This is a genomic window from Pseudarthrobacter sp. As-47, assembly GCF_058215595.1.
The window spans coordinates 3,801,646-3,821,131 of the sequence record NZ_CM177088.1 but is presented as its reverse complement, the minus strand read 5'-3'; the positions used below and the strand labels follow the sequence as shown (position 1 = coordinate 3,821,131).

At 63.9% G+C, this 19,486-nt stretch carries 15 protein-coding genes and 1 pseudogene; 2 read left to right on the top strand and 14 right to left on the bottom strand.

Features of this window, described 5'->3' with window-relative positions:
* Positions 1–50 precede the first annotated feature (50 nt).
* On the bottom strand, positions 51–533 hold the full coding sequence (locus tag AC4BCK_RS17735; protein ID WP_490566283.1) for a hypothetical protein: 483 nt from the start codon (positions 531–533) through the stop codon (positions 51–53).
* A 218-nt stretch (positions 534–751) separates the two neighbouring features.
* Here AC4BCK_RS17735 and AC4BCK_RS17730 point away from each other — a divergent pair, with 218 nt between their 5' ends.
* Positions 752–1,828 (top strand): LacI family DNA-binding transcriptional regulator, encoded by a 1,077-nt coding sequence (locus AC4BCK_RS17730; RefSeq protein ID WP_490566929.1) that lies wholly within the window; start codon positions 752–754, stop codon positions 1,826–1,828.
* A 118-nt stretch (positions 1,829–1,946) separates the two neighbouring features.
* Positions 1,947–2,582: a DUF1345 domain-containing protein gene (locus AC4BCK_RS17725; RefSeq protein WP_490566282.1), complete on the top strand. Its 636-nt coding sequence runs from the start codon at positions 1,947–1,949 to the stop codon at positions 2,580–2,582.
* 68 nt (positions 2,583–2,650) lie between these two features.
* On the opposite strand, the gene AC4BCK_RS17720 is transcribed toward AC4BCK_RS17725, so the two are convergent.
* The 13 genes and pseudogenes from AC4BCK_RS17720 to AC4BCK_RS17660 all read right to left on the bottom strand — a co-directional run bounded on the left by AC4BCK_RS17720 (position 2,651) and on the right by AC4BCK_RS17660 (position 19,363).
* The gene (locus AC4BCK_RS17720; RefSeq protein WP_490566281.1) at positions 2,651–3,235 is read right to left on the bottom strand and encodes a hypothetical protein; all 585 of its coding nucleotides are present in this window, start codon (positions 3,233–3,235) and stop codon (positions 2,651–2,653) included.
* A 26-nt stretch (positions 3,236–3,261) separates the two neighbouring features.
* Positions 3,262–4,409 (bottom strand): annotated as a pseudogene (locus AC4BCK_RS17715) (zinc-dependent alcohol dehydrogenase).
* Positions 4,410–4,557: 148 nt separating this feature from the next.
* The gene (locus AC4BCK_RS17710) at positions 4,558–5,616 is read right to left on the bottom strand and encodes a glutathione-independent formaldehyde dehydrogenase (RefSeq protein WP_400601430.1); all 1,059 of its coding nucleotides are present in this window, start codon (positions 5,614–5,616) and stop codon (positions 4,558–4,560) included.
* A 575-nt stretch (positions 5,617–6,191) separates the two neighbouring features.
* Complete coding sequence (locus tag AC4BCK_RS17705; RefSeq protein WP_364406774.1) at positions 6,192–7,472, bottom strand: metal-dependent hydrolase family protein; 1,281 nt, start codon at positions 7,470–7,472, stop codon at positions 6,192–6,194.
* Between the two features lie 33 nt (positions 7,473–7,505).
* Positions 7,506–7,961, bottom strand: coding sequence for a GAF domain-containing protein (locus AC4BCK_RS17700; protein ID WP_364406772.1), 456 nt, complete (start codon positions 7,959–7,961; stop codon positions 7,506–7,508).
* On the bottom strand, positions 7,945–9,492 hold the full coding sequence (locus tag AC4BCK_RS17695; protein ID WP_364406769.1) for a PucR family transcriptional regulator: 1,548 nt from the start codon (positions 9,490–9,492) through the stop codon (positions 7,945–7,947). The genes AC4BCK_RS17700 and AC4BCK_RS17695 overlap by 17 nt, the downstream gene beginning before the upstream one ends.
* The gene (locus AC4BCK_RS17690; RefSeq protein ID WP_377087499.1) at positions 9,485–10,567 is read right to left on the bottom strand and encodes a DUF917 domain-containing protein; all 1,083 of its coding nucleotides are present in this window, start codon (positions 10,565–10,567) and stop codon (positions 9,485–9,487) included. The genes AC4BCK_RS17695 and AC4BCK_RS17690 overlap by 8 nt, the downstream gene beginning before the upstream one ends.
* Positions 10,564–11,883: a hydantoinase/oxoprolinase N-terminal domain-containing protein gene (locus AC4BCK_RS17685; RefSeq protein ID WP_377087497.1), complete on the bottom strand. Its 1,320-nt coding sequence runs from the start codon at positions 11,881–11,883 to the stop codon at positions 10,564–10,566. The genes AC4BCK_RS17690 and AC4BCK_RS17685 overlap by 4 nt, the downstream gene beginning before the upstream one ends.
* 83 nt (positions 11,884–11,966) lie before the next feature.
* Complete coding sequence (locus AC4BCK_RS17680; protein WP_364406760.1) at positions 11,967–12,950, bottom strand: ABC transporter permease; 984 nt, start codon at positions 12,948–12,950, stop codon at positions 11,967–11,969.
* An 11-nt stretch (positions 12,951–12,961) separates the two neighbouring features.
* Positions 12,962–14,488: a sugar ABC transporter ATP-binding protein gene (locus AC4BCK_RS17675; RefSeq protein ID WP_377087494.1), complete on the bottom strand. Its 1,527-nt coding sequence runs from the start codon at positions 14,486–14,488 to the stop codon at positions 12,962–12,964.
* 93 nt (positions 14,489–14,581) lie between these two features.
* Positions 14,582–15,604: a sugar ABC transporter substrate-binding protein gene (locus AC4BCK_RS17670; protein WP_364406754.1), complete on the bottom strand. Its 1,023-nt coding sequence runs from the start codon at positions 15,602–15,604 to the stop codon at positions 14,582–14,584.
* A gap of 23 nt (positions 15,605–15,627) precedes the next feature.
* The gene (locus tag AC4BCK_RS17665) at positions 15,628–17,301 is read right to left on the bottom strand and encodes a hydantoinase B/oxoprolinase family protein (RefSeq protein ID WP_377087490.1); all 1,674 of its coding nucleotides are present in this window, start codon (positions 17,299–17,301) and stop codon (positions 15,628–15,630) included.
* A 10-nt stretch (positions 17,302–17,311) separates the two neighbouring features.
* A complete protein-coding gene (locus AC4BCK_RS17660; protein ID WP_377087487.1) occupies positions 17,312–19,363 on the bottom strand; it encodes a hydantoinase/oxoprolinase family protein in 2,052 nt (683 codons plus the stop codon).
* Between the last annotated feature and the right edge of the window lie 123 nt (positions 19,364–19,486).

The window sequence follows — 19,486 nt, the reverse complement described above, 5'->3', positions numbered from 1 at the left end:
TGTTCTCCAGTGCTTTTGGGTGGATGGATGGGGTGGATGCCTGCGGTGGATCAGGCGAGCGCTACTGCCAGGGCGGGGGGAACGGGTGAGAGGACCAGCCCGCCGGCTGCCGAGGCTGTGCGTAGAGCGGCGGCTTTGTCTGAAGCTCCCAGAAGGGCTTCTGCATGCCCTTTGTCGACGAAGAGGCCCAGTGAACACGGCCCTTGGCGGGCTTGGACCCACCGCACCGCTTCGCCTGCGGCTTTAGCCATTTCTCCGCCCGACCGGGCCACCGTCCCGTCAATGGTGGACACGGACGCGGGTGCACCGGAATTGTCCACAGAAACAACCAGGCTTGCCCAAAGACGGTTGCCGTCGAAGATTCCGACGACGGCCGAGGAACCGGCGGAGACGAAAGTGCGGACAGCGGCTGCGAGATCCATTGGCGCCGTGTCCTTCAGGAGCTCTTCCAAATGTGCCCACTGCGCCTGGTCGACATTCCGAAGCCCAGTGCCGGGGTCGAGCGCGAGTGCGTCGACGATGCTGTCAGCCATCTCGCTCCCTTCCTCATTGAATTCGCTGCACCGTAAGCGTTTACGAGATTACCGTGAACGTTTACGGACATCATCGTAAGCGTTTACGGACGCGAGTGTCAAGCATCACAGGAATGGACCGTCCAGGCCTGTGGGGGCAGCCGGGTCGACGTAAGATTAATCGACGGACCTCAGTGGTTCGGTCCAGGAGGTGCGTGACAGGAGAGAACGTGGCGGGCATGGCGGTTCCCCGTGAGGCGAGCGAGAGGCTAAGGGACGCCCCGATGCGCCGTAAGCCCACCATCAACGATGTGGCCCAGGTGGCCGGGGTCTCTTTCGGAACAGTCTCGCGGGTACTGAATGACGCACCGGACGTGAGCGCGGCAACGCGAAAGCGGGTGTTGCAGGTCATCAAGGACATCGGATACCGCCGGAACCGGGCAGCCACCGCGTTGGTCACCAGCCGGTCGATGTCCATCGGCATCCTGTCCGACGGATCCCCCCGGTTCGGCCCGGTTGGAACACTCATGGCCCTGGAGAACGTCGCTCGTAAGAAGGGCTACGCCACAACTGTCATCAGTGTCGAGAAACCCGACGAAGAGTCCGTGCAGGCAGCCCTGGACACCTTGGATGACACCGGCGTGGGGGGAATCATTGTTATTGCCCCCCATGTGGAGATGGCAGCAGCCGTCTGGAATGCGTCCTTCCGAGTGCCGGTGGAGATGATTGCGGCAGGGGCGTCATCGACCCCAAACGTCTTCACCTACTCCGAGAACCAGGAGCTCGGAGCACGGCTGGCCACCCAGCATCTCATTGACCTTGGCCACACAGACATCGCCCACATTGCCGGCTCGATGGATTGGTTCGACGGCCGGGTCCGCAAGCGCGGTTGGGAGGCCGCGCTTCGTGACGCTGGCCTCCCACAGGGGCTCTGCATCGAGGGCGACTGGAGCCCTCGATGGGCGTACGAAACCGGCCTCAAGCTCGTCCGCGAGGACAGGGTCCCCCAGGCGATTTTCGCCGCCAGCGACCACACTGCGCTGGGGCTTATTCGCGCATTCGCTGAAAATGGCGTGCGCGTCCCGGAGGATGTGAGCATCGTCGGTTTCGACGATATCGAAGGTTCGGATTTCTTCCTGCCTCCCCTGACAACCGTGCGCCAGGACTTCACTGCGTTGGCGCTTATGAGCATGGAGGTGCTTCTTGGGGCTATGGAGGGGCGGGAGGTAGACCGCACTCCGATCGCGCCGACGCTCGTTGTCCGTAACAGCTGCACCCGCGCCACGGCCCGCAAGTCCCCGGAGGTGCAGCAATAGCACCCTTGCGCGCATGTCCATCAGTGCGCACACTGGACGAATGCGGGGATTGGCTCCCTGTCGGGTGAGCACCCATGAGGGCGAGGGCCGGCAACGTCGCTTCGAGGAGCACCAATGAATGTCGGATCCTGTCAGCTCGCCGTGCTCTTGTCTGCGTTGCAATCGGGCGGTGGCTGGCGTTGTCGCAGCGGTGGCCATAGAACCTTCCCTCGGGCCCCTGGTCGGGTGGTGCACCGCTGGCGTCACCGCTCTGGCATGGGTATGGAGGATCTGCTGGCGACAGGATCCAGCAGGGACTGAACAGGAGGCCCGCGAGGAGTCCGTTTCCCCTGTGACCGATAACGCCATCATTACGGCTTGTATCGCTAGCATCGCGGCCGTGGTAGTCGCGTTGCTCCAGTCCAGCGACCGGAGCGAAGATCCGACGTCGGTGGCATTGGTCATCCTGGGCGTCCTCGGCACAATAGTTGCGTGGGCGCTCGTCAACACCGTCTATGCCTTGAAGTACGCCCGGATGTACTTCCTGGATCAGCCCGACGACGGGTTCGACGTCAAGCAGGAAGCGCAACCTACCTACAGCGACTTCGCCTACTTCGCCTTCACTGTGGGGATGTCCTACGCCGGCCCTGAGATCGAGCCAATCAATAGTGAGGTCCGACGCAAGGCTCTATTTCACGCTCTGCTGTCGTACTTCTTCGGCACAGTCCTGATCGCGGTCTCCATCAATTTGGTCACGAACCTCGGCCAAGGATGACGCGCGGGTGTCACCAGCATTTGCATTGCTGGTGACACCCTTGGTCTACCATCCGTGCAGAGCAGCTGTCAGGCTGCGCGGTGCTTTCGCACGGTTCTGAGCGCGGCTACAGCCCCCAGTCCCGCCAGCGACCAAGGGGCGCCGGCGATGATGGGATCGATCCATTGATGGCTCAGGTCGGCGCGCTTTTTCCCGAAACGGGAGGCGACGCCATGGCGGGAGAACTCGCTGAGTACCCCCGTTTCGGTGATGGGGTTATCCGGGCGCAGGGTGGCAAACGAGCGGACGTGGTGTTCCCACGCATCCACCCGGTCCGCGGCGAGGAGCAGCAGCCAGTGCGCGGCCCGGCCCTCGCTGTACTTGTAGGCGTATTTCCGGATCGCCCCCGAGGTGCCCTTTGGAGGGGCGGAGGTGCCAAAGACCGGCGTCACGAAAGCGTGCTCGACGGAACGCTCCCGGGGCCATTTCTCGGGCTGGCGTTCTGGGAAGTCCCAGTGCGCACCGGTTTCGATGCCTGGTTGTTCGCGGGGATAGGAGGGTCTGTCCGCGGGGTCGAGGTCCGAACCCCATCCCGGGATCCGGGCCCGCAGGTCCTCTTGGGACTCCTGCAGCGCAGGCTTGCCGGCGATATACGGCGTTGGTATGTCAGCCATGATGCTCTTCCTTTCAGGCCGGGTTGTCAGGCCGCGGTGGGAACGATGATGGGCTTGATGCAGTCATCGAGCTTCGCCGAGAAGATGTGGTACCCCTCAGCGATATGCTCCAGCGGGATGCGGTGCGTGATGATCTCGCTTGGCTTCAGGTAACCGTTGCGGATGTGCTCGAACAGCCGGGGCCATTGCCGTTTGACCGGGCACTGGTTCATCCTCAGGGTCAATCCCTTGTTCATGGCATCGCCGAACTTCACGGTACTGAAAATTGGACCGTACGCGCCCACCACCGACACCGTTCCACCCTTGCGGACGGAATCGATGGCCCAGTTGAGGGCAATGGGGGATCCTCCCTGCAGTTTCAGTTTGCTGCTGGTGACGTGCTGGAGGAAGTTGCCGTCCGCCTCGGCGCCCACGGCATCGATGACGACGTCGGCCCCCAGGTAGTCGGTGGCCTTCTTCAGGTGCACCACTATGTCGTCGTACTCCACGAAGTTGTACGTTCAGCGTGCGCGAACGTGCGGGCTTTCTCGAGCCGGTACTCCAGATGGTCGATCACGATCACCCGCCCGGCGCCCATCAGCCAGGCGGACTTGGCGGCGAAGAGGCCCACCGGACCGGCGCCGAACACCACCACGGTGTCGCCCTCGGTGATGTCGCCCAGCTGTGCTCCGAAGTAGCCGGTGGGCAGGGCGTCGGTGAGCAGCACCGCGTCCTCCTCGTCCATCCAGTCCGGGATGAGGCCGGGCCCGACGTCGGCGAAGGGTACCCGCACGAACTCAGCCTGGCCGCCGTCGTAACCGCCGCACGTGTGGGAGTAGCCGTAGATGCCGCCCACCGCCGTCGCGTTCGGGTTCACGTTGTGGCAGTTGGAGTAGAGGCCGCGGGAGCAGAACCAGCAGGAGCCGCAATAGATGTTGAACGGAACCATCACCCGGTCACCGGATTTGAGCCGCTCAACCGACGAGCCGACCTTCTCCACCACCCCCACGAACTCGTGGCCGAACGTCATGCCTACCCTCGTGTCGGGCATCATGCCGTGGTAAAGGTGCAGGTCGGATCCGCAGATCGCGGCCGACGTCACCCGCACAATCGCATCATTAGGATGCTCGATGGGCGGCATGTCCTTCTCTTCCACGCGCACCTTGTAGGGCCCGCGATACACCATTGACCGCATCAGTACCACCTCCGGAAATTTGCTCGTTCCGACATCGAAAATTTCCTCTCCCGGCTCCTTTAGGCGCCGGTGGGGTGGAGGACGACTTTGGTCCAGCCGTCTTCGCGGTTGTCGAAGTTCTTGTAGCCCTCGGGGGCCTGATCCAGCGTCAATTCGTGGCTGACGATGAAGGAGGGGCTGGCCTTTCCGCCGGCAATGAGGTCGCGCAGTGCCCGGTTGTATTTCTTGACCGGGCACTGTCCCGAGCCCATCGTCTGTCCCTTGAACCAGTAGTTTCCGTAGTCGAAGGCAACCTGGCCCTGCTTGGCGAGTTCGTCAGGGCCGCCGGGTCCTGGGGCAGGAACACGCCGACCACGCCGATGCCTCCGACGAACCGGACAGAGTCCACGAGCCGGTTCAGGGTCAGGTTGGGCTGTTCGTTTCCGCTTGGATCGTGCGCCTGGTAGCCGACACATTCGCAGCCCCGGTCTGCCCCGAATCCCATGGTCTGGTCCTTGACGAACTCGACCGGGTCCACCTTCGAATCATCCACGGGGATGGCCCCGATCTGTTCAGCCAGCTTCAGCCGGTCGCTGTGGCGATCCACGACCATGACCTTGCCGGCGCCTTTGATAATGGCAGAGTAGGCCGCCATGAGCCCCACAGGTCCCGCACCGTAGATAACGACCGAGTCCCCTGGGTACACCCCGGCCATCTCGGTGGCGTGCCAGCCGGTCGGGAAGATGTCTGCAACCATGACGTAGTCGAGTTCTTTCTCCACGGAGTCCTCGCCCAGGCGCAGGCAATTGAAGTCCCCGTACGGCACACGCAGGTATTCGGCCTGTCCGCCCTGGTACGGACCCATGTCCGCGAACCCGTACGCCGCACCGGCGAGCTTGGGTTCAGGCTGCATGGTCAGGCAGTAGTTGGTAAAACCACGTTCGCAGTTTTTACAGAATCCACAGGCGATGTTGAACGGGAGCACGACACGGTCGCCCACCTTGACCTTGCTTACCGCCGGGCCGGTCTCGACCACTTCACCAAGGTTCTCGTGCCCGAACGTGCGTCCGTGTTCGAAGCTGGTGCGGCCCTCATACATGTGCAGGTCCGAGCCGCAGATGTTCGCAGACGTGATCCGCACCAGCACATCTGCCGGGTGCTCGATCTTGGCGTCCGGTACGTCCTCAACGCTGACGTTGTTCGGTCCTTTGTAAACTACTGCCTTCATTTTTCCGCTCTTTTCTTATGCCCGTCCCGTTCGTGGCCAAGTAGTCGTAGATTCCGGGCATGCAGGTGCACAAAGTTGCAGTGCGAGTTTCCGGAAAGGCGGCGCAGACGTCACCCATATACGCGCATAGAGCCAGTGGGGGAGTCGGGGGATGAGGATTGCGGCCCGCACAGTCCAGCCGAAGGGGCTGGGAGGCCAAAGGCTTGCAGACCGCAGGACGTCTGAAAAATCCCGCCGGCGGGTCTGTGTGCGAAATGAACCTGATCGAGCCTCAATGCTAAGCATACTTATTAATTCTGTCGAGGGGTGCAGGAACAATGTTTAGCACCATGCCGCGTCATGCGTCGGCTTCCGGCCAAGGCCGGACTTTTCTGGCTGGTAGAACGGGGGAGCGGCCGCCGTGCTCCGCCACACGCACGTCCACTCGGAAGACGAGCCCGAGGGATCAGAGGAAGGGCAAACAGCCGGCCACAGCGGCACGCTACAGCCACTCGCAGTGCGTAGGCCCCCAAGGAAGAGAACGACGGCGGAACTTCCCGCCGTCGTTCCCGTCGCCATCCCGCCCAAGTAAGCGGTTATGCCGAAGCGCCGATGATGGCCTCGTCCGTCGCGTCCCGGCCCGCCGGAAGTCCGGCGGAGGAGACCACGTGGCCGGCCTTGATGACGGTGCGGTTCCGGCTCCCGTCCCAGAGCACTGAAGGTTCCTCGAAGGGATCGCCGTCCAGAATCACCATGTCCGCGCACGCCCCCTCCGTAATGCGTCCCAGGTCCTCGCGCCGGAGCAGTGCCGCGTTCGTTGAGGTTGCAGAGCGGAGTGCGTCGTAGACGCCCAGCACTTCACACTGCAGGCGAAGCCCGGCCAGTTGCTCATCCTCAAGCTCACCCATGAGGTCGCTGCCGAAGCCAATCCGGACTCCGGCATCGCGCGCCAGTGTGACCGCGTTCTTGCCGGCGGCCAGAACTTCATGGTTCTTAGCGGCGCCCACTTCGGTAAGTCCGATTTCCGCTCCGCGGCGGCCCATCGCGTCGTACGTCACCAAGGTGGGCACGAGGTAGACGTCGTGTTCGGCCATGAGCCGGGCGGTTTCAGCATCCAACAGGTTGCCGTGTTCAATGCAGCGAACCCCGTTGAGCACCGAATGCCTGATGGCTTCAGGCGAGTAGGCGTGTGCGGTGGCGTAACTGCCACGCCGCGATGCCTCTTCTGTGACCACTCGGATTTCCGCGGCGCTGTACTGCGGCACACGGATCGGATCCACCGGGGAGATCACTCCTCCCGAGGTCATGAGCTTGATGGCGGTGGCGCCGGTCCGGAACCGGTGGCGCACCGCCAGCAGCAAGTCCTCAACGCCGTCCACCACCTCACACATGTGGCCGCCATGGAAGCAGCTTCCATCGTTCGCAGCGCGGATGTCACCGTGGCCTCCGGTCTGGCTCAGGGCGGGGCCGGTAAAGAAGTAGCGCGGACCGGGGTACAGTCCTTCCTCGATGGCAGTGGCAAGTCCTACATCACCCCCGGCCACGTCCCGGACCGACGTGAAGCCCCGGCCGAGCGCTGCCTCAAGTCTGCGGGCACCGGCCAGCGCGGAGTAGCTCAACGGACCGGTTTCGTTGACGGCCGAGGTCAGGCTGAGCGCATAGGCATGGAAGTGGGCATCGATGAGGCCCGGAATCACCACCCTGCCGCCCGCGTCGAGTACGACGCCAGGCGCGGCGCCACTGTCCTCTTCGGTGCCGCCTACGGCTGTGATCCTGCCGGCGCGGACAGTGATCGAGCCCTCAACGAGTGCAGGTGATTCCCCGTCGAAGATCCTGGCGTTCCGGATAGTCAGCGTTCCCTGAGAGTTGCTGATCATATGCAGTGTTTCCTTCCCCTTGCAGGACGCAAGCTAGCTGGTGGCTGTCAGAGCGTCTTCGAGGAGCTGGACAGAGCGCCTCGCGACCTCCACGGCCGCGTCCACGGAGGACTGGTCATAGCTGCCTTCGGGCGCCAGGAAGTTCATGGAGCCGATGGTGCGGCCGCCGCTCACCACTGGAACATTGACAATCGCGCCGCAGCCCAGCGATTCGATGGTTCCGGAGTCGAAGAAGAAGGCCCTGACCGCTTCCCTGTCAGCGCCCAGGAAGGGCTGCTGGCCGATGAGGACCTGCTCCAGCCATACAGGATTGGTGTCCCCAGCCAGGGTTTTCTTCCCGCCTACCGGGTAGACCTCGGGGTGGGTGGTGTAAATGCGTGCCATGCTGCTGCCAGCGTCGGCGATGACGGAGGCAGTAAAGAGGCGGACGCCGACAGTGTCGCGGGCCGAGGCGTAGACGTCGTCGAAGGATTCAAACTGGGAACTCATGGGAGTCCTTTCTGGTGTTGTGCGGATCTTTGGAAGTTGGTTTTTCATGTGCTCGTGCCAGTAGCACATCAAGGATCAAATGGACGGACAGCAACTCGGAGGGGTTGTCCAACGGGACGCCCAGTTCCCGTGCACGGCTCAGCCGGGCCTGGAGAGTGTTCCGGTGCACATCGAGTGCCGCGGCAGCAAGGCTGACCGAGCCCCGGTGGTCAAGGAAGGCCGCTACCGCCGCTACTATCGCGTCCCTGTCAGGACTGGCGATCAGCCGTGGCAGGGTCAGCTCAGCCACCAGTGTCACGGCCTCCTTGTCGACGAACGTGGTGGCGGCCGCTACGCCCAGGCCGGCAAAGCCCAAAACCGTGCCCTGCCCCGCTGAGCGGGCGGAGACAGCAGCCAGTCGCGCCTCCTGGATGGTGGACGGAAGCGGTGGAGCCTCCTCCGCCCAGCGCGACAGGCCGGCGACGAGGCCCAGCTCGGCAAGGGACGGCTGCAGGCGCGCCTTGAACCGGAGTTCAAGCTGTGCCACAACTGCCTGATGTGCGGCCGGAACAAGTGCCAGCCAACCGCCGTCGACCTCTGCGAGGGGACTGCGCGCCGCCACCTTTCGCCAGAGCAACCTCAGCACGGCTGTCAGGTCGGGACCAGGTGCGTGCACGTCAGCAGGACAGATCCACACGGCCACGTAGCGTTCGTCCCGGCGCCAACCAAGCTGCGAAAGGAGGTGCCGGTGATCTTCTTCGAAGCCCGTGCCGGAAGAACCCGGGCCCTGGTTTAGCCCGGCCAAAGCCGCAGTGGGAACAGCGCGGGCCGTGTCCCGGGAGTTGCCCAACAACCATGCGGCCTTTACGGAAGGAGCGGCTACTTCCAGGATCGAACGAACCAGCCTCAGGTTGTGTACGCCGGAGGCGGGTACACGGGCCGTAAGGGCTGAAGGGACGGCGGCGTCGGCCGCGCCAAGGTCAACGGTGATGACCTCGGCTGAATCCCGCGGGGCGTTACCGGCTGAGGCGAGGACGACGCCGTTGTATTCGAGCGAGACTCCCACGCCATCCAGTTCACCGGAGATCGTATTGAGGACGTCAGTGAGTGTTCTGTCGTTGGCCACAGCGCGGGCGAACCGGGCGAGCTCGGCATCCACCACGGACAGGGCTGCACCGATTTCGGCTGCCAAAGACAACGCGACTCCAGCCGGGTTTCCTTCCGCAGCCAAAAGCGTGATACCCAGCCGTTCAGCCAGGCCGATCACAGCGCTGGAATAGGTGCTCCCGGCCACGACGACGGCACTGGCCCGCCGCTCCCAGGCATGCCGAAGTGCCGCGGACACAAGCCATCCACCTGAGCCCATTTCTGCCGAGAGGACCACAACAGTGTTGGGCCGCACCCGCTGGATCGCCTCAAGCTGGGAGACAAGAACGACGCTTTCGATCAGCGCGCTGGCGGGGGTGAGGTACAAAGGCGTGGTGTCGCGCAGCGACCCGTGCGCCAGAAGTCCCGCAATATCGAGCCGCGTGTCCTTCATCGGCTTACCCATTGCGCCGCCTTGGATGCGTGAGTGGGATGCCGAACGCAGCTGGTTCGGCCAGGTCCAGCCCCGCCTCCGAGTACCATTGCGGCGCGGCATTGAGTCTGAGCACATCCACAACGTTGCCCACCCGAATGTCGTCCAGGTTTGCCACGGATCCGTGCTCGGAGTTGAGCAGCGTCACCATGTCGGGGACGGCTGCTGCTACGGCACCGTCCACGAGCACAAGCAAAATCTCATTCTGGATCTCCAGCCGGATGATCTGCCCGGTGGTTTCATCCTCCAGCGTCACACTCGAGGGCTGGGCCGGCAGTCCCAAGTCGGTGGGGCGGGAGAGGCCTTCAATGTGGCTCACCCGCGCCCGTGAGATCCGCGTCACGCCCAGGAAGTCGGCGAGTGACAGGAACTTGCTCTCCGCCGAGGTTTCGGAGTCGAGGATCTGTCCTATCCGGATCATCCGGCTGATGGAGCCGTGGACTCCGTGCTCCTTCAGCTCACGCGCGGAACATGGATACATGACGGTGGCGGCCCAGCCACCGAGTTCGGTGACGAGTGCGCGGACCAGCGTCTCGGCGCGCTGCGGATCACTCGCCTCCACCACGGCCCGCTCACCGGTTACCCCCATGAGCGCTATGGGGCCAATGGCCACCCCACCGATGTTCAAGGTGGTCTGGCTGATGAGGGGAAAGACGCGCCCCATGGGATCAGAATCGATCACGGGCAGCGAGGCCTGCAGTCCTACCATGAGCGGAATAATTCCGTTGATGTTGGCGGCGGCGAGCGAATAGATGGCCCGCACTTTGCGGCCGAGCCTGGTTTCGATGGCATCGATACAGCCCGTGAACTCGTCACCCACCGGGGGCATGTCAGCGATGAACAGCCCTTGGGTCACCATGCCGACCGCCACGACCAGGTCCTCTGGATCGAGTTCGTCCACGGTGATGAGCTCCACAGACCGGTCCTGCATGGCCTCCTGGATCATGCCGGCATAGATATGGATGGCGGTGGGGTCGATGGCGCAGGCCAGGAAGTGGGCACCGGTTCGAAGATGCCCAACGTCTTCGGCCGTCAGGACAGTGCTCATGCCGTGGCCCCCATCGCTTGGGTGGCCAAAGCCTGTTCCTCGGAGCTGGAAGCCCCACCCGCAGCCTGGACCCGGATACGGACGATTCCGGGATTCCCGTAGGGCATGGCGAAGACGTTCGATTCGATGATGCGGGTGTCCGTGGGGCTCGCGCCCAGCTGGACGGCAGCCGACTGGGCTTCCTCCTCGGCCCGGTGCTGCACCCGCTGCAGGTCGGCCTGTCCGCTGACCCTTTCGAGCCTGTCGATCCACGCCGTCAGCGGTGCCGCGGCACAGCCTATGAGGGACAGGTCCTGTGCACCTGGAAGTGTCGGCACCAGGCCGTACTCAGGCGGGGTGTCCTGGCTGGTGCGGACGTCGGCGACCAGTGAGGGGATGTCGGCTCGGACTGGATGATTGGCAGTGTAGGGCTCCACGGTGGCGGCGTTGGTGGCAAGGCTCGCTTCATACCCCTGCCGGATGAGGCTGTGCGCAACAGGAAGACCGCGGCGCATGTTGCCCACGCTCACACCGGCATCGGCGCAGACAACTACCTCACCGTCACGCCGCCCGCCCAAGGTTGCCGCGCCGAGGATTGCCATGGCAGGTTCCGGACGAAGCGCGTGCACGGGCGCTACCGCCAGCCGCGCAAGGGGCGCACGGCCGCCGTCGTTCCTGGCATAGGACAGTGTGGAGGCGGGGAAGTGGCGCTTCCCCGCCTCTTCCAGGATTGCCCCCAGCTCTTCGCCCGATTCCATCAAGGCGCTATTAAGGATGGCTGTGTAGTCACGGTCGCGGAACACGCTCGAGTAGAAATCACTGGAAACACTGATTCGCATGTCGCTGTTGTTCGACAGTATGGCATCGGCGATGCGCGTTTCGTGTTCCGGGGAGGCGGTGGAGCCGACGGCGGTGATGGCTACGTTCCGCACGTGCCCGGACAGCATGGTGGGCAATTCCGCCAGGAACGCTTTCAGGTCCAGCGGCGCAAGGGGACGTCCCCGCAGGTCGTGGCCGCCGCGGACATGCATGGTCCTGGTGACTGCTGGCTCAATGAGCGCCGGCAGGACCGTGTTGTGGAACTGGTCAGCAGGAGGGCGGGGAGAGATGCGGATAGCGACGACGTCCCCCGGCTTCCCCGCGGCGAGAACGCTTCCGACGTCGGCCGTCACGTCCGTGATCCGGCTCCCGAACTGCTGGCGCAACGTGGCCAGCACGCTGTCCAGCGCTTCAGCCAGGCTGCTGGCCTGCATTCGTTCAGCCACGGAGATGACGGCGGGTCCGTCCAGGACGAGCGCCCGGCAGCTGCTGCCCTTTAACGTCAGCCCTATCCGCATTGCCGGGCCTCCTGCTCAACTTCCTGCCGGGCGCCTGCGCCGCGGTGCATCCATGTCATATCTCTAGGGTCCACCCTGGACGGTCATCTGGTGGATTTGCGGAAGAACAATCCGTCGGCTGCAACGGCCACCAGGATGAGGACGCCTGTCACCACCTGCTGGTACGTCGTATCCCAATGCAACAGGTTGAAACCGTTGCTGATGACGGTGAGGATCATGACTCCCACGAAGGCCCTCCACATGGCGCCCTGCCCGCCCATGATGCTGGTGCCGCCGATGACCACAGCGGCGATTGCGGTGAGCTCGATGCCGATGGCCATGGCCGGTTGCGCCGACCCGGCACGCGAGGCCAGGATCATGCCGGCCATTGCCGAGCAGAGACCGCTGATGGCGAACACCGCAACGTGGATTGAGCCCGTACGGATGCCGCTCAGACGGGCAGCTTCCTGGTTGCCGCCCACGGCGTAGATCCTGCGGCCGAAGGTGGTGCGCCACAGAACAATTCCCAGCACCGTGGTCATCGCCAGCATCAATACTGAACCAGCCGTGAGGCCGAAGATGCTGGGCCAGGTCCAGGTCTGGAAGGTTGCGAGCTGGTCTGGCAGTGGTGCGACTATCGCCCCGCCGGTAATAACAATGGCCAGGCCCCGGTAAATGATGCTCACCGCGAGTGTTCCGATGAACGAGTTGACCTTGGTGCTGACCACGATCAGCCCCGTGAGGGTCCCCAGCAGGGCGCCCACCAGCAAAGCCCCGAAGAACCCTGCCGCAACACCGAAGTGCTGGGTGAGCATCACGCCCGAAATGGCGGAGACTGCGAGGGTTGCGGTTGAGGAAAGGTCAAAAACCCCGCTGATGATGCACAGCGTGGCTGCCGCGGCGAGCAACCCCACCACGGCGGCCTGGTCGAACAGATTGATGAAATTGCGGCCGGAGAGGAATGTTCCGGTGTTCAGGGCCAGGAACAGCATGATGGCGGCCAGGCCAAAAACGATCCCGAAATCTTTGAGATTGAGATTGAACTTTTTCTCTGCCGTCGAAGGCACGGCAACTGTTGTTGTGCTCATTTTGGATTCACCTATTTCAGGAAAGCGGAGGTCATGACTTCATCGCGGGAGGCGTTTCGGTCGAACTCGGCAACAATGCGCCCGTGCCTCATGACATGGATACGGTGGGACAGGCCGAGCACTTCCTCGAGCTCGGAACTGACGACGATGACTGCTGTACCCTTCGCAGCCAATTCGGCGATGATGCTGTGGATCCGGGCCTTAGCGGCGATGTCCACTCCCCGGGTGGGTTCATCCACCAACAGCACTGCCGGAGGATCCAACAGCCATTTGGCGAAAAGCGCCTTCTGCTGGTTCCCGCCGGAAAGGTTGGCAATAGGCTGTCCCGGGCGGGCGCCGCGCAAGTCAACTGACTTGCTGACGTCCCTGACCGCCGCCCTTTCCCGCCGAGCACTGACAAAGCCGGCCCATGACCGGCCGGACAGGGTTGAGAGGGCAATGTTCTCTGAGGCTGTCCGGGACATGACCAGGCCCTGTTCTTTCCGCGACTCCGGGATGAGTGCTATACCGGCTTTGATGGCGTCCCTGATGGAGCTGGCGCGGATACGGCGGCCGTTGATTTCCACGTGGCCGCCGGTGGTCCGGTCTGCACCGAAAACGGCGAGCAGGGTTTCGCTGCGGCCGCTGCCCACCAGCCCGGCGATGCCCAGGATCTCCCCCCGGCGAACTTGAAAAGAGATGTCCTTGACCTTGGCACTGGTCAACCCGACGGCCCGGACAACAGTTTCAGCTTCGGACGGAACCTGCGGGACCTCGGGGATAAGGAAATCAACCTCCCGGCCCACCATCAGCCGCACGAGCGACTCCGGCGTATGGCCGGCGGCGTCCTCGGTGACGATGTGCTCTCCGTCGCGCAGAACGGTCACCCGGTCCACCAGCTCCAGGATTTCTTCCAGGTAATGGGACACAATGAGGACCGTGGTCCCGGTCAGGGCCAGCCTTTTGATGACCTGGAGGAGCTTTTCCTTCTCGGCCTCGTTAAGGACCGCCGTGGGCTCGTCCATGCACAGCACCTTCGCCCCGCGGGCAAGGGCTTTCAGGATTTCCACCTGTTGTTGCTGGCCGATGGGCAGGTTCCCTACGGTTGCCCGCGGGTCCAGGTCAAAACCGGTCTCTTCCAACAGCCGGGCGAAATGGTCACCGTCCTTGTTTGGGCGCAGGAGGCTCCCCCTGTTCGACCAGCGGCCCAGGAAGACATTTTCCAGCACCGACAGGTTGGGTATCAGTGCCAGTTCTTGGGAGATGAGGGAGATTCCGTGGGAGATGGCATCCCGGGGTGTTGTGATCCTGACCGGCTTTCCGTCCAGTTCCATGGAGCCGGAGTCCGCCATGACGGCACCGCCCAGGATCTTCAGCAGGGTGCTCTTTCCTGCACCGTTTTCCCCCATGATGCCGTGGATTTCCCCGGGCGTGACCGACAGTGTGACCCCCTTCAGGACCGTGGTGGCACCGTAGCGTTTTCCGATACCGGAAACGGTGATTTCCGGGGCGGTCCTGCGGCTGGCATGCTCGCGTTTTTCCAACTGTTGTATAGCCATGTTGACCTCTGGAGATGGAAGGGACTTTAGGGCGAGGAGCCCCGGGGCCGAAGCGTTCAGGCTCCGGCCCCGGGTTGCCCGGGGAGGGCTGGACTAGTCCGAGTACTTTGAGACGTAGTTCAGGGCATCAAGTGCCTCCTTGGTGCCCTTGCCGTTGTTGGGTGAGAGGCTGGCCTCGTCGATAGCCGTTTCGACCTCCTTGCCCCGCGCCTTGGCAAGCCCAAGTTCGGTGGCCTTGGCGCCGTTGGCCACGACGTCGCTGACGTAAATGGAGAACCACTTACCGGACCGGACCGCCTCCACGTTGGAAACGGAGGCACCGTTGCCGATGAACTTGATGTCACTGTTCCCGGCGGCTGCGGCGGCCCCGGTGATGGCCTGGGAGGCACCGATCACCACGTCCACATCAGGGTTCGCCTGTGAAACGTTCTGGAATGCCTGGCGGCCGCTGTCCTGGGTGTATCCACCTTCAACGCTGGCCACGAGCTCGATCTTGGGATCAGTGGCCAGTTCCGCCTTCACGGCCTCGGTCCGGGCGTTATCCAGGGGCAGGGACTTGAAGCCCTCAAGATAGGCCACCTTGCAGGTGTCGCCCGGCACTGTGGCGCAGGCTTCCTTGCCCATCTCGCCGAGCACCTTGCCGTTGCGGGTGGGCAGGTCCACGATGCTGATGGCGCCAGGGACCTGCGGCTCGATGGTGTCGAACTTCGGCCCGATGACCGAGAACTCGACAACCACTGTGATGCCCGCCTGTACGGCCTGCGTCAAAGGGGGTATGAGCGCCTGGTTGTCATTTGCCTGGACGACGATTACCTCGAACTGCTTGGAGGTGACGGCATCCTGGATCTGCTGGACCTGGGTCTGGGCACTGAAATTCGAGTCCACAAAGGTGGCACTGGCGTTATTGGCATTGGCCGCCTGCTCCACGCCGAGGTAGGTGCCCTGCGCAAAGCCGTTGGACTTGGCAAAACCGAAGAAACCGACGTTGAGTTTCTGGTCCGCACCGGCAGCCGCTGCTTCTGTGGTGCTGCTCTGGGCGGGCGGGGTGCATGCTGAGGTCAGCAGGGCGAGGCTCATGAGGGCCATCGCTGCGGCTGGACGCTTGGTAATTTTCACGGTCAGTCCTTTCTATGCGGCGTTTAGTAGCCGTAGTGGGTCTTGGCGAAGTCTTCGGTGATGAAACCGTTGACGATGTCGTACTCAATGTCTTCACGGGAGCGCTTGGAGACATCTCCGAAACCGCCGCCGCCCCCCACGGCCAGGCGGACTACGTCGCCGGCCTTGATTTTCCGTGCGTTAGCCTTCAGCGTCCGGACCTCGTCGTGGCGGCCGGGATTGATCACCACTTCGGGGCCCTGGGCGTCAGAACCGCCGAAGAGGCCCCAGGCCGGCGTCTTGGACCTTTCGAACCAGAGACCCACCACGCAGTCGGCGAGGAACTCGTATTCACGGACCACTCCGTTGCCGCCGCGCCACTGCCCGGGGCCGCCGGAGTTAGGGCGGATGGAGTACTCGTTGATCCGCAGCGGGTAGCGGGTTTCCATCATTTCGATGGGTAGGTCCTTCAGCGAGCCGTTGACGTTGTTGATCATGGCGGATTCGCCGTCGGTTCCCTGCCAGCCGCCCCAGCCGCCCAGGGTTGCTTCCATGCTGACGAAGTTCCGGCCGAAGCGGGGGTCGAAGCCGGCGGCAGTAATGATCATTGAGTCTCCGTGGCTGGCGCTGGCTACGCGCTCGGGCATGGCGGGTGCCATTGCCTTGGAGACCAGGTCGATCAGCAGCCCAAGGTGCGAGAAGTACCACTGGCAGGGGGCCGGTGCCACGGCGCCGAGCACGGAGCCGGAACGCACCTGGGTGGTCATGGGGCGGAAGGACCCGCCGTTGGAGTTGGAGTCCGGGCTGACCAGGAGCTTGTACCCCACGCGCAGGGCTGAAACCGCCTGGGCTGCGCCGCAGTTGACCGGGCCCATGGTCTGGTCGGCGGAGCCTGTGACGTCGAAGTCAACAGTGTCGCCGGCAACGGTGATCTTCAGCCTGATGGGGATGGGGGTGTCCAGGTTGATGCCGTCGTTGTCCAGCACGCCTTCGGCTTCATAGACGCCGTCGGGGATGTTCCGGACGGTCTCGCGCTCGATCTCCTCGGTCTGGCGGAAGATTTCATCGCGGGCAGCATTGAGCTGCTCCATGCCGTACCGGCCCACCAGTTCCTTCATCCGGGTGGTTCCCATCCGGAGTGCGGCGACCATCGCGTGCATGTCGCCGATGGTCTGGTAGGGGAAGCGCACGTTGGTGCGGATCAGGTCCACCACGGAGGTCTCGATGCCGGCTTCCATGAGCTTGACCGGCCCCATGCGGAAACCTTCCTGGAAGATGTCCGTGGCATCCATCGAGCCGCCCACATCCTTGGACCCCATGTCCATCCAGTGCGCGCGGGTGGCGGCGAAGCCAACCACCGAGCCGTCGTCGAAAATCGGCGCGAAGATGGTGACATCGTTCAGGTGCGTGCCGCCGAGGTAGGAGTCGTTGAGGATCCAGACGTCCCCTTCCTGCCAGACCTCGCGGCCGTACAGCTCCTCCACGGCGATGGAGCACGTTTCCAGGTTGCCGAGGAACAGCGGGAGCCCGGCGGACTGTCCGAGGACGCGGTGTTCGGTGTCCAGCAGCGCCACCACACAGTCGCCGCCCTCGTAGAGGATGGGTGAGTAGGCGGAGCGGATCAGCGTGGCGTTCATATCGTCCGCGGCGCTGGTGAGCGCGTTGCGGATGATTTCAACTGTTACCGGATCCAGGGTTTTGACTGCAGCGATTGTCATCAGTGGTACCTCAATTTCCTTCAGCGTCTTCAGTGCGGATAACCAGGGAGCCGAACTCGTCGACCGTGACGTTGAACCCGGGGGGCACCACGGTGGTGGCGGTCTGCTCCACGATGATGGCCGGACCTTCGAACGTGTGCCCGGCGGCCAGGTCGTCGCGGCGCACCACGGTGGTCTCGTGTTCTTCGTGGTCAAAGACCACCCGGCGCATTTCGTGCTTGAACTCCGGGCTCTGTGCCGTTGCGAAGAGCGGTGCCTCCAGCCGGCCCAGGTCGCCCACGGCCTGCGTCCGCAGTGCGACGATTTCGATCGGGGCGCCAAGGTTGGAGTGCCCGTAGCGCTCGTGGTACATCGCGGAGAAGCGGGCCGCCAGGTCGGCGACGAAGTCTTCTGACTCGGGTTCGTCGGCGGAGGTCAGCGGAACGTTCAGCGAAAATTCCTGCGACTGGTAACGAACGTCCACGGAGGCGGTGGTTCGGCGGCTTTCCTCGGGGACGCCCTCGGAGACAAGGGACCTGAGCCCCTCCACCTCCATTTTTCGCAGGACACCGGACATGTCAGCCACATCGATGTCCTCGTCGAGGAAGAAGTACGGCTCGGAGAAGTCCTTGCGGATGTTGGTCTGCAGCATGCCCCACGCCGAGAACGCGCCGGGGAAACGGGGAACCACGGTTTCCGGGATCCCCAGCTCCTTGGCGAGGAAGACAGCGTGCATAGGTCCTGCGCCGCCGAATGCGACGAGGGCAAAGTCGCGCGGTTCGATGCCGCGGGAGATGGTGATGGTCCTAATGGCCTGGGCCATCTGGGAGTTGGCGACGTCGCAGATGCCTTCGGCCATGGCGATCGGGTCCAGGCCGAGCTGGTCTCCCACGGTCTTGAGGGCCGTGAGGGCCGCTTCCCGGTCCAGGGCAACCTGTCCGCCGGCGAACCAGTCGGGGTCCACGCGGCCCAGCACAAGGTTGGCGTCAGTGACGGTGGGTTCGGTGCCGCCGCGGCCGTAGCAGGCCGGCCCGGGAGTGGCCCCGGCCGAACGCGGGCCCACCCGGAGACCGCCGGCTTCGAGCCACGCCACGGAGCCGCCGCCGGCTCCAACCGTGTGGATGTTGACGACGCTCATGAGCATCGGCAGGCCTTCGAGGTGGGCTTCGGTGGACACGTCGGGTTTGCCGTCGACAACGAGGGAGACGTCGAAGGAGGTGCCGCCCATGTCAACGCCGATGAGGTTGCGGTTGCCGGACACGCCGGCCAGTTCGACGTCGCCCATTGCGCCGCCGACCGGGCCGGACAGCAGCGTCTGGAGGGGACGCTTGCGGGCGGACTCGGCGGTGAGCACGCCGCCGGAGGACTGCATGATGTGCAGGGGAGCCTCCACGCCGCGGTCCGCGAGCTTCTCTTCCAGGTCCAGGAGGTAGTTGCGAACCACGGGGCCCGTGTATGCCTCGACGACGGCGGACGACGTGCGCTCGTATTCGCGCCATTCCTTGGCTGCTTCATGCGAAAGGGAGACGGTGAAGTCTTCGCCCAGTTCCTCGAGCAGGATTTCGCGGGCACGAAGTTCGTGGGCCGGGTTCTTGTAGCTGAAGAGGAATGCCACGGCAACGGCGCCGTATCCCTCCTCCAGTGCCCGGCGGGCCGCCTGGCGGACGGCCACTTCGTCGAGCGGCCGGATCTCGTGGCCCTGGCCGTCGAGGCGTCCGCCGACGCCGATGACGTCCTTCCGCTCGACGAGGGGAGCCGGCTTGCGGTACTGGGCATTGTAGAGCTCCAGGCGGGGGCCCCGGGCGATGTGGTACGAGTCCTCGACGCCGGCCGTGGCCAGCAGCAGTACTGGAACGCCGCGGCGCTCGAGGAAGGCGTTCAGGCCCTGGGTGGTGCCGTGCACCAGGAATTCGATGTCGGAAAGGTCGGTAACAATCGATTCGAGCCCGGCGATGACGCCGGCGCTCAGGTTGCCCGGCGTGGTGGATGCTTTCGTCGCCTCGTAGGTCCCTGCGGCCTGGTCGTACGCCACGATGTCCGTGAACGTTCCGCCGATATCCATCGACACCCTGTAGTTCGGCATGTGTATCTCCTCGTGGTTCTGGGGTGGAACTTGGTGTGTGAGAGATCACGTTAGACAGGAGGGGTTGTGGCATCGGGTGCGTCGTGCACAATACAGGCGAAGGAGAAAGGGCTTGCTGCCCAA